This is a genomic window from Macrococcus lamae (assembly GCF_004359545.1).
GTDB lineage: Bacteria > Bacillota > Bacilli > Staphylococcales > Staphylococcaceae > Macrococcus > Macrococcus lamae.
Genome location: NZ_SCWB01000001.1, coordinates 16,476 through 28,688 on the forward strand (window position 1 = coordinate 16,476; position 12,213 = coordinate 28,688).

The window sequence follows — 12,213 nt, forward strand, 5'->3', positions numbered from 1 at the left end:
TTCAGGTTCAAGTGAGCAATCCACCTGCAGACGGCGTGACTTAAAATTATTAGGAGGTGCAAGTATGTTTGCTATTATCGAAACTGGTGGAAAACAAGTTAAAGTGGAGCAAGGTCAAACAATCTGGGTTGAAAAAATCAATGCAGAAGAAGGTGCGACATTCACTTTTGACAAAGTATTATTAGTAGGTGGAGAATCAGTGCAAGTAGGTTCACCTGTAATTGAAGGTGCTACTGTTACAGCGAAAGTTGAAAAACACGGCCGCGGTAAAAAAATTACTGTCTTCAAATACAAACCTAAAAAGAACTACAAACGTAAACAAGGTCATCGTCAGCCTTATACACGTTTAACTATTGAAGCGATCAACGCGTAATGATCAATGTAACCATTGCTGTTAATGATGACGGTAAAGTCACAGATTTTGAGATGACAGGACATGCAGATTCTGCACCGTATGGTCAGGACCTTGTTTGCGCCGGCGCATCAGCTGTTGTCTTCGGCAGTATGAACGCGATTCTCGGATTGACTGATGAACGACCGGACATCGATTATGCACATGATGGTGGATTTTTCAAATTCCGTGTGATAGATTTAAACAATAACGAAGCTCAGCTGATTATTCAGTCAATGATTGTTTCTCTTGAAACGATTGCAGATGAATATGGTCAGTTCATAAAACTAAACTTTAAGTGAGGTGTAACTCATGTTGAAATTAAACTTACAATTTTTCGCATCGAAAAAAGGGGTAGGTTCTACACGTAACGGTCGTGACTCTGAATCAAAACGTTTAGGTGCTAAACGTGCTGATGGTCAATACGTCACTGGTGGTTCAATCCTTTACCGTCAACGCGGTACTAAAGTTTTCGCTGGTGAAAACGTAGGACGCGGCGGAGATGATACATTGTTCGCTAAAATCGACGGCGTTGTGAAATTCGAACGTTTCGGACGTGACAAGAAGAAAGTTTCTGTATACGCGGAAGCGAAATAATAACACATTAAAGCACTGAACATTATGTTCAAGTGCTTTTCTTTTTTAGCACAGTGTTCACCCCAGTCGTACAGTCTTCTGTTATAATGATGATAAAGGAGTATGTGATGAAAGCACTGGATGTTTATACGCGCGCTAAACACGATCTCAGCAATCAATTACAGATGATAACGAGCTATCTTGAACTTGAAGAATATGATAAAGCGAAAGACAGTGGAGCAAAGTGGATGACAGTCATACGCGAAGAACAGAAGTTATTCCAGCTGCCATGGCCGAATTTTCTGGAAGCAGTGATAGACCATAAAACACGATCCCAGAATTACAGCTGGCGGTTTGAAGTCAATACTTCAGGAGATTGTGTCAGTGATACATTTATAACGAAACAATTCAACTGCTGGATGGATTTTATTCATCATATATCTGCAACTGGCAGACAATTGATAGAAATTGAACTCTATGATGACCAGGACGCGCTTGAAGTTTGCTTCATTTTATCAGGAGGAAATTACACTGATATCCAAGGAAACGATGCATTCGACTGGGAACTATCGGAAAGTATATTAACAGCAAAATTTAAAATCAACAGATAAAGAGGTGTTCAGATGTTTGTCGATCAGGTCAAAATTAATCTTAAAGCAGGCGATGGAGGAAACGGAATCGTTGCTTATAGACGTGAGAAATACGTTCCGATGGGTGGTCCTGCTGGAGGCGATGGGGGTAAAGGGGCCTCTGTTGTCTTTGAAGTGGATGAAGGGTTAAGGACTCTCCTCGATTTCAGATTTCAACGCATGTTCAAAGCGGAAAAAGGCGAAAACGGTCAGTCGAGCAATATGCATGGCCGCGGTGCGAAAGACTTAATTCTGAAGGTTCCGCCAGGCACTATTGTTAAAAATGCGGAAACAGAAGAAGTTATCGCAGATTTAGTAATGCATGGTCAGCAGGCAGTCGTCGCTAAAGGTGGCCGAGGAGGTCGAGGGAACTCACGTTTTGCATCTGCTTCCAACCCAGCACCGGAATTCAGTGAAAATGGTGAGCCTGGAGAAGAACTGGAAGTCGTTTTAGAACTTAAATTAATGGCGGATGTCGGTTTAGTCGGTTTCCCGAGTGTAGGAAAATCCACGCTGCTGTCGATTGTATCTAAAGCTAAGCCGAAAATCGGAGCTTATCATTTTACAACGATAAAACCGAATCTAGGTGTCGTGCAGACAAAAGATAATCGAAGCTTCGTCATGGCTGACCTTCCGGGATTGATTGAAGGCGCATCAGAAGGAGTAGGACTTGGACATCAGTTTCTGCGTCACGTTGAACGGACGCGCGTCATTATCCATATTATCGATATGGGTCGAACAGATGGACGGGATCCATACGAAGATTATGTAACAATCAATAAGGAATTGAAGCAGTACAATGAAAAGCTGGCTAAACGTCCGCAGATCGTCGTCGCTAACAAAATGGACATGTTCGGTGCTGACGATAACTTAGAACTCTTTAAAGAAGAAGTCGGACATGACATAGAAATCATTGAACTAAGTGCAGCGACGTATCAAAATATCGATACGCTACTTTACCGTGTAGCCGATCTTCTTGATGCGACAAAAGACATTGACTACGATCTGCAGGAAGAAGAAACAGGTGTTCACCGTGTCATGTACAAACACGAGAAATCAGCAGATCACTTTGAAATTACACGTGATGATGACGGTGCTTATGTTGTCAGCGGCAATTCTATTGAACGTATGTTCAAGATGACAGATTTCACACGTGATGCTGCTGTCAGAAGGTTTGCCCGTCAAATGCGTACGATGGGAATCGATGATGCTCTGCGTGCACGTGGTGCCAAAAATGGTGATATCGTCCGTATTTTACGCGGAGAATTTGAGTTTGTAGAGTAGGTGGCCTGATGTCAGATAAAAAGAAGTTTTACCTGATCAGAGAAGATGTGCTGCCGGAATCGATCAAGAAAACTTTGAAGGTTAAATCTTTGCTTGATGATGAACCTCGTATGTCAATTTTTGATGCTGTCAGACGCTTTGATTTGTCGCGTAGTGCCTATTATAAGTATAAAGATACTATTTTTCCGGTTGATGACACCAAGACTGAACGCAATGTGACGATGCTGCTTCATGTCGATGATAACATTGGTTTGCTAAGCCGTGTTCTTGAACTTATTGCGGCTGAGCAGGGTTCTGTTCTGACGATCCACCAGAGTCTGCCGATTAAAGAGAAGACGACGATTACCATCACATTAAATGCGACCCAGATTGAACTGACAATTAACGGCCTGCTTGATCAGCTGAAGAACATCGATGGTGTCAACCACGTTCAGCTGATCGGAATGACCATGTAAGGAGGAACTATGTACGCTTATTTGAAAGGTACGCTCAATCAGATTTATCCGACACACGTTGTCATTGATATCGGAGGCGTCGGTTATGAATGTCTAACACCTAATCCATATCGCTTTCAGAAATTCCTGACAAAAGAACTGCAAATATATACTCAGCTCATTGTCCGGGAAGATGCTCATACATTATACGGCTTTCAATCAGAAGAGGAAAAAGCATTATTCCTGTCTTTAATAAAGGTCACAGGAATAGGTCCTAAATCTGCACTTGCCATTCTCGCTACGAGTTCGCCAAATGAAGTGAAACAGGCAATCGAACAGGAAAATGAAACTTATTTGATTAAGTTTCCAGGCATTGGTAAGAAGACGGCACGCCAGATTATTCTTGATTTGAAAGGTAAGCTGATCATTACAGATGAGTCTGCAGTATTTGAACAGTATGATGATCAGACTGCAGTTACCGAAGCACTGCTTGCTTTAGAAGCGCTAGGTTATTCCAGCCGTGAACTTGTAAAAGTCGAAAAAATATTGAAGTCCGAGAATTTAAGTGAAGTTGATGCAAACATTAAACGTGGTTTGCAGATTTTAGTGTCTTAAGGAAGTGGCTAAATGGATGAACGTATGATGGACGATACTCTGATGAACATGGAGGAAGCAAAGACTGAACTCAGTCTGCGCCCGACGCTGCTCCATCAGTATATTGGACAGAATAAGCTTAAGAATAACCTCGATGTCTTTATTCAGGCAGCTAAACTAAGAAACGAAGCGCTGGATCATGTGCTGTTGTATGGACCGCCGGGTCTAGGTAAAACAACACTCGCCAATATAATTGCCAATGAACTTGATGTCAATATAAGAACAACGTCCGGTCCGTCTATTGAACGTCCAGGAGATCTTGCGGCGATTTTATCATCATTGAACGCAGGTGATGTGTTATTCATCGATGAGATTCACAGACTATCCCGTGTTGTAGAGGAAATTCTATATCCTGCGATGGAGGATTTTTGCTTAGATATCGTTGTCGGTAAAGGAGAGGAAGCGAGGAGCATCAGAATTGACCTGCCACCTTTTACATTAGTTGGGGCAACAACACGGGCGGGTAATTTATCTGCGCCGCTGCGTGATAGATTTGGTGTTCATCTGCGACTTGATTATTATGATGACAAGGACTTAATGGAGATTATTACACGCACTGCTGCTGTCTTTGAAATAGATATTGATGCAGATTCTGCAGCAGAGATTGCCGGCAGGAGCCGGGGGACGCCGCGTATCGCCAATCGTCTGCTGCGCCGAGTACGTGATTTTGCGCAGGTGATTGGCGACGATTATATTGAAGTCAGTACAACAACTCGATCACTTGACATGCTGCAGGTTGATAAGCATGGGCTTGACCATATTGACCGTAAAATCATGGTCAATATCATAGAGCGCTATAATGGTGGTCCAGTCGGTTTAGATACGATTGCTGTCAGCGTCGGGGAAGAACGTGTGACGATTGAGGACGTCTATGAGCCGTTTCTTATTCAGAAAGGCTTTCTTGAGAGAACGACACGAGGACGGCAAGCTACAATGCATGCGTACGAACACTTTAACTATCCGTATAGTAATGAAAAGAGGAAGTAACTGTGAATGTTAATGATTTTGATTTTGAGCTACCTGAAGAATTAATTGCTCAGACACCACTGCTTGACCGTACGTCAAGTCGGTTGATGCTGCTGAACAAAGCAACTGGTGAAGTCGCTCATAGCCATTTTAAAAATATTATTGATTATTTATTACCAGGAGATACACTTGTATTAAATGATACGAAAGTAATGCCGGCGCGCCTGTTCGGTGTCAAGGAAGAAACAGGTGCTAAAGTAGAGATGCTGATGCTGAAACAGCTGGAAGGCAATGACTGGGAAGTGCTGATTAAACCGGCTAAGCGCATTAATCCTGGAGCAGTCGTGACGTTTGGTGAAGGAAAGCTGAAGGCGGTCTGCAAAGAGAACTTACCGCAGGGCGGACGAGTGATGACGCTCGAATTCGATGGTATACTCCAGGAACGGCTCGAGGAACTAGGGGAAATGCCGCTGCCTCCTTATATTAAGGAGAAGCTGGAAGATCAGTCGCGCTATCAGACAGTCTACGCTAAAGCAGTCGGTTCTGCTGCAGCACCGACTGCAGGGCTGCATTTTACAGAAGAACTGCTTAAAGCCATTAAAGCTAAAGGTGTCAATGTTACCTATATTACACTTCATGTCGGTCTTGGTACATTCAGACCGGTCAGTGTAGATAATATAGAAGAGCATGATATGCATAGCGAGTATTACGAGATGACAGCAGAAACAGCAGGCTTGCTTAATGCGACAAGAGCAGCAGGACATCGCATCATTACTGTTGGAACTACATCTACTCGAACGCTTGAGACAATAGCTTCCCATAACGAGCAGTTTCAAGAGGAATCAGGATGGACAGATATTTTTATCTATCCTGGCTATGAATTCAAAGGAATAGATGCGATGATTACCAATTTCCATCTACCGAAATCAACGCTGATGATGCTGATTTCAAGTTTATCAACGAGAGAACATGTGCTGAATGCCTATCAACAGGCAGTCGAAGAACGATACCGTTTCTTCAGCTTCGGCGATGCCATGTTCATTTATTAAAGGAGATTATTATGCCAGCAGTAACTTATGAACATATAAAGACGTGCAAGCAGTCAGGCGCGAGACTTGGTATTGTGCACACCCCTCACGGCTCATTTGAGACACCGATGTTTATGCCGGTCGGCACTCAAGCAACTGTTAAAACGATGAGTCCTGAAGAATTAAAAGCGATGAACGCAAAAATTATTTTAAGTAATACGTATCACCTTTGGCTGCGCCCCGGTAACGATGTCATCCGCGAGGCAGGTGGTCTGCATAAATTCATGAACTGGGACGGTCCGATTCTGACGGATTCAGGAGGTTTCCAGGTCTTCAGTCTGAGTGATATGCGTAAGATTGAAGAAGAAGGAGTCCATTTCAGACATCATCTGAACGGCTCAAAACTATTCTTAAGCCCGGAAAAAGCGATGCACATTCAAAATGACCTTGGTTCAGATATCATGATGGCGTTCGATGAATGTCCGCCGATGCCTGCTGAATATAAGTACGTTAAAGATTCTATTGAAAGAACGTCACGCTGGGCGGAACGCTGCCTGAAGGCACATAACCGTCCTGAGGACCAGGCGCTCTTCGGTATTATCCAGGGCGGAGAATACGAAGATCTTCGCACTCAGAGTGCCAAAGATTTAGTGGCGATGGATTTTCCTGGTTACGCCATTGGTGGGTTATCGGTCGGCGAACCAAAGCCGGTCATGTACCGCATGCTGGAACATACGACTCCACTGATGCCATTCGATAAACCTCGTTATTTGATGGGAGTCGGATCACCGGATGCTTTGATTGAAGGATCTATTCGCGGCATTGACATGTTCGACTGTGTGCTGCCGACTCGTATTGCAAGGAATGGCACATGCATGACGTCACAAGGACGTGTCGTCATTAAAAATGCCAAGTATGAACGAGATTTTACGCCGCTTGATCCGAAATGTGACTGTTATACATGTAAAAACTATACTAAAGCATATATCCGTCATCTAATCAAAGCAGATGAAACATTCGGCATCCGTCTGACCACTATTCATAATCTTCACTTTCTGCTTAATATGATGGAAGAAGTAAGAGAAGCTATTCGTCAGGACAGACTGCTCGACTACAAAGAAGAGTTTTTTGAAAGCTATGGTCTGAACGTTGAAAATCCAAAAAATTTCTAGGAGGCACTTATGAACGAACAATTTCAATTAATATTACTAAATGTACTGCCGCTGCTTGTCCTATTGCTGGTCGCATACTTTGCTATTATCAGACCTGGACAGAAGCGTGCAAAAGCTCAGCAGCAATTGATGAATAACTTAAAACGCGGTGATAAAATAGTGACTATCGGCGGAATCCATGGTACTGTCCGCGCAGTCGACATTAAAACTTTAACTATTGCTGTCAACAGCAAAGGTCAAGAACTCATTATCGACAAAGAAGCAGTAAAATCAATAAGACTGTCATAATTAAGTGCAATCCATCAAAGAAACTATGATATGATAATGGCAGATTTTTATTAGTGACTGATCATTAAGAGGTGAAAGTGTGAAAAAGCAAAGTAGAATAGTGGCGCTCGTCCTGATAACGGTATTGTTGGTCACTTTAATTGGTGTGACAGCTAAAAATATCATGAAAGATGTAAATCTCGGGCTGGATCTGCAAGGTGGTTTCGAAGTACTTTATAAAGTAAAGCCACTTGAAAAAGGCGACAAGATTGATGACACAGCTGTAAAAGCAACAAGTGAAACGTTGGAATCACGTGTCAACGTACTCGGAGTATCAGAACCGAAGATTCAGATTGAAGAAGGAAATCGAATCCGTGTTCAGTTAGCGGGAGTTAAAAATCAGAACGAAGCGCGTGAAATTCTATCAACAAGTGCGAACTTAACAATCCGAGATGCGAATGATAAGTTGCTGCTGTCAGGTAAAGATCTGGTGCAAGGTGCAGCAAAACAAGGCTTCAAACAGAATACAAATGAACCGAATGTCTTATTGAAACTTAAATCTGCTGACAAGTTCAGACAGGTGACAGAGAAAGTATCCAAGATGAATCCGAATATTATGGTCATCTGGATGGATTTTGAAGAAGGTAAAGACAGTTACAAAGCAGAAGTGAAACGTGAGCAGGAAGGCAAACAGCCAAAATATGTCAGTGCCGCTTCTGTTGATCAGCCGATCAACTCAAGCGACGTTGAGATTTCAGGCGGATTTAACGGAACTGACGGATTACAGCGCGCTAAAAACATTGCTGATTTATTGAATGCCGGTGCCCTTCCCGTCAAACTGGATGAGATATATTCAACTTCAGTAGGAGCACAGTTTGGCCAGGATGCATTGCAGAAAACGCTGTTAGCATCAGCGGTCGGTGTAGGTATTATCTTCCTATTCATGCTGCTCTATTACAGACTTCCAGGACTGATTGCAGTGATTACTTTATCAGCATATATTTATTTGACACTTGTCGCTTTTAATCTGATCAATGGTGTGCTGACACTACCAGGTATCGCAGCACTTGTGCTTGGAGTAGGGATGGCTGTGGATGCTAATATCATCATGTATGAGCGGATTAAGGATGAATTGAAAATCGGCCGAAGTATTAAACAGGCCTATCATAAAGGATCACAGTCCTCATTCCTGACTATTTTCGACGCTAATATTACGACAGTACTTGCGGCACTTGTGCTGTTTGTCTTTGGTGTCAGCAGTGTTAAAGGCTTTGCGACGATGCTGCTGTTGGCAATATTGATGAGTTTTATTACATCCGTGTTCTTTACACGACTATTATTATCTTTGGTCGTCCATTCAAACATGTTCAATGATAAATTCAGCTGGTTCGGAGTTAAGCAGGCTGACCGCCATGACTTGAGTGAAGGGATGGATGTCCATAACTTACACTCAAGATGGGATCGCATTGATTTTGTCAAACTTGCAAAACCTCTGCTTATTGCGTCAGCTATTACTATCTTGCTCGGAATTGCTTCTCTATCTATCTTTAAGCTGAACCTTGGAATTGATTTCGCCAGTGGTACGCGAGTAGATATAAAAAGCTCTCAGCCGATAAAAGTTGAAGAGCTGAAACAAGAACTGGAAACAGTTAATCTGCCGACTGATAATGTCACACTAGCCGGCAATAACAATGAGAATGGTGTAGTTCAATATAAGGAAGCATTGACGAAAAGTCAGATTCAGGATTTAAAGACGTCGATTGATGATAAGTATGGCTTTGAACCTAATGTCAATACAGTTTCCCCTGTAATCGGGAAAGAACTTGCTAAAAATGCTATGATCGCTACATTGATCGCTTCATTAGGTATCATTCTCTATGTGACGTTACGTTTTGAATGGCGTATGGGACTGACATCTGTCCTTGCTTTATTGCATGATGCCTTTCTTATTGTTGCTATATTCAGCGTCATCAGACTAGAAGTGGATATGACATTCATCGCTGCTGTGCTGACGATTATCGGTTATTCCATCAACGATACCATCGTAACGTTTGACCGTGTTCGTGAGAACCTTCATAAAATAAAGGTCATTACGGCACCTGAACAGATTGACCGAATTGTCAACAGTTCCATCAGACAGACAATGACGCGTTCAATTAATACTGTTTTAACGGTCATCATAGTCGTTGTTGCACTTATCCTGCTTGGTGCGCCAAGTATCTTCAACTTCTCGGTAGCATTGCTGATCGGTCTGTTATCTGGTGTGTTCAGCTCAATATTCATCGCTGTTCCGTTATGGGGCATCCTGAAGAAGCGTCAGCTAAGAAATAATGGCGGCAGACTGGTTGTCTATGAAGAGAAAAAAGCCAATGATGAAAAAATTTATGTTTAATAAGTGAACTTATGGTTATTGATAAATACTGGAATAAGCAGATTTCTCTGCTTATTCCAGTATTTTATTTGAAATTTATTGTGGCTTAAAATGATATATTGAGACAATGTTTTGAGTTGCTATGACAGCTCATGTATAATGAAACGGTCAGGAGGATGAACATGACTGTTAATAAACAATGGATTACAGGACAGACAGCTGACCTGGAACCATCCTTAATTAAAGAATTCAAAATTTCTCCGCTTATTCAAAAAGTACTGGCAGCAAGAGGTCTGACAGAACGTGACCAGGTTGCTGATTTATTATCTATTCAGCAAGTTCATGATCCAATGCTTATGCATGATATGGATAAAGCAGTGGCTAGGATTCATCAGGCGATTGCTGATGATGAACCTATTCTAGTCTATGGTGACTACGATGCCGATGGTGTGACAAGTGTCACTATTATGATGTATGCGCTTGAACAGCTGGGGGCGATGGCTGATTTCTATATTCCTAATCGTTTCACTGAAGGCTATGGGCCTAATGAAGCAGCATTTAGAGCGGCTGCCGATGAAGGGGTCGGATTAATTATCACTGTCGACAATGGTATTAAAGGACATGATGAAGTAAAAGCAGTGAAAGAATTAGGTGTTGATGTCATCATTACAGATCATCATGAAATGGGCGACGAGCTTCCTGAAGCATATGCTATTATTCATCCAGCTCATCCAGCTGGAAATTATCCATGTCCATACCTGGCAGGCGCAGGAGTCTCCTATAAACTTACGACAGCGCTGCTCGGCAAGGAACTTCCTGAATTGCTCGGATTTACTGCGATTGGAACAGTGAGCGATCTCGTGCCATTAACTGACGAGAACAGAACATTGGTTAAACTGGGTCTGCGTGAACTGAACCAGTATCAGCCGGTCGGTGTTAAAGCACTGCTGCAGCAGGCAGGTCATTCAGGCGTCATTACTGAAGAAACGATTGGATTTATGATTGGACCGCGATTGAATGCAGTCGGGAGACTGGATGACGCAAGACCGGCTGCCGAATTATTGATGGAGCAGGATATGGAGTCCGCTGTTTTTCTCGCAGAGCAAGTAAACGATGTTAATAATGAACGCAAAAGTATCGTCGAAGATATAGTGAATCAGGCTGTGCTCGTTGCTGAAGATAAAATTTCAAGGGGCTTTAATTTTCTCTTCATTACAGGCGAAAACTGGAACGAAGGTGTCCTTGGAATTGTAGCTTCTAAATTAGTGGAACGCTATTATCTTCCGGTAATCGTTCTAAATATCAATCGAACGGAGCAATATGCTAAAGGGTCTGCAAGAAGCATCCCGCAAATCTCTATGTACGATTATCTGGATGAAGAAATAGAACTTTTAAGCAGGTTCGGTGGACATCATATGGCAGCAGGACTAACGTTGCCACTTGAAAATCTAGAAGAGCTTGAGAGCAGAATGAATGACCGTATGGATCAGTATTTATCAAGCCATGACCTCCAGCCGGTACTGCATATTGATGCTGCAGTTACGTTAGACGAGCTGACCGTAGATTATGTTCACCAGCTTGAACTTCTGAGACCATTTGGCACTGGAAATCCCCAGCCCGTCTTCAGTGTTAAAGGATCAACCATTACACAGATAAAAGCCATCGGACAGCATGCTAATCATTTAAAACTCATTCTTGATCAGAAACTGAATGTTCTGAAGTGGTCTGCGGGCGAACTTGTCAGAGATTTTCCTGAAGGGACAACGGTTGATGTATGTGGAAAACTTCAGTTAAATGAATGGAACGGTCATGTCTCATTGCAAATGTTAATGGAGGATATGAAAACTGATCAAGTACGTTTCGTTGATTTCCGAAATCAGCATCATCACTCTTTTTCGTTCCTGAAGGACGAGCCTGTCATCTACCTAATCAACCAGAGCCGCAAAAAAAATGGCGGGAATTATTATTTTTATGGAGAAAATATATCCGGGCATGATAAAATTGTACTTAGAGATTTACCTGATGATCTTGAATCCTTCTTTGAGACGATGCGTTCTGCAACAGCAAAGCAGATCTATGTGATTTTCCATGAATCAAAGCAGGTTTACTTTGAGGGCATGCCGAGTCTTGAAAAATTCAGAACGCTCTATAAACTGATGGTCAATCGTACGATTGTTCCAACGCAGCATGGAATGACACTGACTGACAGACTCAATGTTTCTCCAAATGTTCTTCTATTCATGCTGTCCGTACTTACGGAACTTGGTGTCGTCAGAAAAGACGGAGAAGCATATCAGCTGGATTTAACAACCGGTAAAGTAGAGATTCCATCAGCACTTAGTTACCAGCAGAGAGAAAAACAGCTGAAGATAGAACAGCAGCTGCTGTTTTCTTCATTTGACAGTATAAAACATCTTATCTTGGATAAAATGGAATAGCAG

Annotated in this window: 13 protein-coding genes and 1 other annotated feature (1 of these 14 cut by a window edge); all 13 genes read left to right on the forward strand. The window is 42.4% G+C overall.

The features are described from left to right. Window positions 1-51 (forward strand) — a sequence feature (ribosomal protein L21 leader region); it begins 21 nt to the left of the window's first position. A gap of 13 nt (window positions 52-64) precedes the next feature. Then, complete coding sequence (gene rplU, locus ERX29_RS00075; RefSeq protein WP_133442638.1) at window positions 65-373, forward strand: 50S ribosomal protein L21; 309 nt, start codon at window positions 65-67, stop codon at window positions 371-373. Beyond that, window positions 373-693 (forward strand): ribosomal-processing cysteine protease Prp, encoded by a 321-nt coding sequence (locus ERX29_RS00080; protein ID WP_133442639.1) that lies wholly within the window; start codon window positions 373-375, stop codon window positions 691-693. Before rplU ends, ERX29_RS00080 begins: the two co-directional genes overlap by 1 nt. 10 nt (window positions 694-703) lie before the next feature. Further along, window positions 704-988 (forward strand): 50S ribosomal protein L27, encoded by a 285-nt coding sequence (gene rpmA / locus ERX29_RS00085; protein ID WP_133442640.1) that lies wholly within the window; start codon window positions 704-706, stop codon window positions 986-988. Window positions 989-1,074: 86 nt separating this feature from the next. Next, on the forward strand, window positions 1,075-1,578 hold the full coding sequence (locus ERX29_RS00090) for a Spo0B domain-containing protein (RefSeq protein WP_133442641.1): 504 nt from the start codon (window positions 1,075-1,077) through the stop codon (window positions 1,576-1,578). A 12-nt stretch (window positions 1,579-1,590) separates the two neighbouring features. Beyond that, window positions 1,591-2,880 (forward strand): GTPase ObgE, encoded by a 1,290-nt coding sequence (gene obgE, locus ERX29_RS00095; protein ID WP_133442642.1) that lies wholly within the window; start codon window positions 1,591-1,593, stop codon window positions 2,878-2,880. 8 nt (window positions 2,881-2,888) lie between these two features. Next, complete coding sequence (locus ERX29_RS00100; protein ID WP_133442643.1) at window positions 2,889-3,335, forward strand: ACT domain-containing protein; 447 nt, start codon at window positions 2,889-2,891, stop codon at window positions 3,333-3,335. Between the two features lie 9 nt (window positions 3,336-3,344). Then, window positions 3,345-3,929 carry a Holliday junction branch migration protein RuvA gene (gene ruvA / locus ERX29_RS00105; protein ID WP_133442644.1) on the forward strand — a complete coding sequence of 195 codons (585 nt, stop codon included), beginning with the start codon at window positions 3,345-3,347 and terminating at the stop codon, window positions 3,927-3,929. Window positions 3,930-3,941: 12 nt separating this feature from the next. Further along, window positions 3,942-4,955 (forward strand): Holliday junction branch migration DNA helicase RuvB, encoded by a 1,014-nt coding sequence (ruvB, locus tag ERX29_RS00110; RefSeq protein WP_133442645.1) that lies wholly within the window; start codon window positions 3,942-3,944, stop codon window positions 4,953-4,955. A 2-nt stretch (window positions 4,956-4,957) separates the two neighbouring features. Further along, window positions 4,958-5,983 (forward strand): tRNA preQ1(34) S-adenosylmethionine ribosyltransferase-isomerase QueA, encoded by a 1,026-nt coding sequence (gene queA / locus ERX29_RS00115; protein WP_133442646.1) that lies wholly within the window; start codon window positions 4,958-4,960, stop codon window positions 5,981-5,983. An 11-nt stretch (window positions 5,984-5,994) separates the two neighbouring features. After that, window positions 5,995-7,134, forward strand: a complete 1,140-nt coding sequence (tgt, locus tag ERX29_RS00120) for a tRNA guanosine(34) transglycosylase Tgt (protein WP_133442647.1) — start codon at window positions 5,995-5,997, stop codon at window positions 7,132-7,134. A 9-nt stretch (window positions 7,135-7,143) separates the two neighbouring features. After that, entirely contained in the window at window positions 7,144-7,422 is a 279-nt protein-coding gene (yajC, locus tag ERX29_RS00125; RefSeq protein WP_133442648.1) for a preprotein translocase subunit YajC, read from the forward strand. A gap of 79 nt (window positions 7,423-7,501) precedes the next feature. Further along, window positions 7,502-9,793: a protein translocase subunit SecDF gene (gene secDF, locus ERX29_RS00130; RefSeq protein WP_133442649.1), complete on the forward strand. Its 2,292-nt coding sequence runs from the start codon at window positions 7,502-7,504 to the stop codon at window positions 9,791-9,793. A gap of 161 nt (window positions 9,794-9,954) precedes the next feature. Then, window positions 9,955-12,210: a single-stranded-DNA-specific exonuclease RecJ gene (gene recJ / locus ERX29_RS00135; protein ID WP_133442650.1), complete on the forward strand. Its 2,256-nt coding sequence runs from the start codon at window positions 9,955-9,957 to the stop codon at window positions 12,208-12,210. The last annotated feature ends 3 nt before the right edge of the window (window positions 12,211-12,213 follow it).

Coding starts and splice junctions, on each gene's coding strand:
- rplU (WP_133442638.1), top strand. CDS start 65: ATGTTTGCTATTATCGAAACTGGTGGAAAACAAGTTAAAGTGGAGCAA.
- ERX29_RS00080 (WP_133442639.1), top strand. CDS start 373: ATGATCAATGTAACCATTGCTGTTAATGATGACGGTAAAGTCACAGAT.
- rpmA (WP_133442640.1), top strand. CDS start 704: ATGTTGAAATTAAACTTACAATTTTTCGCATCGAAAAAAGGGGTAGGT.
- ERX29_RS00090 (WP_133442641.1), top strand. CDS start 1,075: ATGATGATAAAGGAGTATGTGATGAAAGCACTGGATGTTTATACGCGC.
- obgE (WP_133442642.1), top strand. CDS start 1,591: ATGTTTGTCGATCAGGTCAAAATTAATCTTAAAGCAGGCGATGGAGGA.
- ERX29_RS00100 (WP_133442643.1), top strand. CDS start 2,889: ATGTCAGATAAAAAGAAGTTTTACCTGATCAGAGAAGATGTGCTGCCG.
- ruvA (WP_133442644.1), top strand. CDS start 3,345: ATGTACGCTTATTTGAAAGGTACGCTCAATCAGATTTATCCGACACAC.
- ruvB (WP_133442645.1), top strand. CDS start 3,942: ATGGATGAACGTATGATGGACGATACTCTGATGAACATGGAGGAAGCA.
- tgt (WP_133442647.1), top strand. CDS start 5,995: ATGCCAGCAGTAACTTATGAACATATAAAGACGTGCAAGCAGTCAGGC.
- yajC (WP_133442648.1), top strand. CDS start 7,144: ATGAACGAACAATTTCAATTAATATTACTAAATGTACTGCCGCTGCTT.
- recJ (WP_133442650.1), top strand. CDS start 9,955: ATGACTGTTAATAAACAATGGATTACAGGACAGACAGCTGACCTGGAA.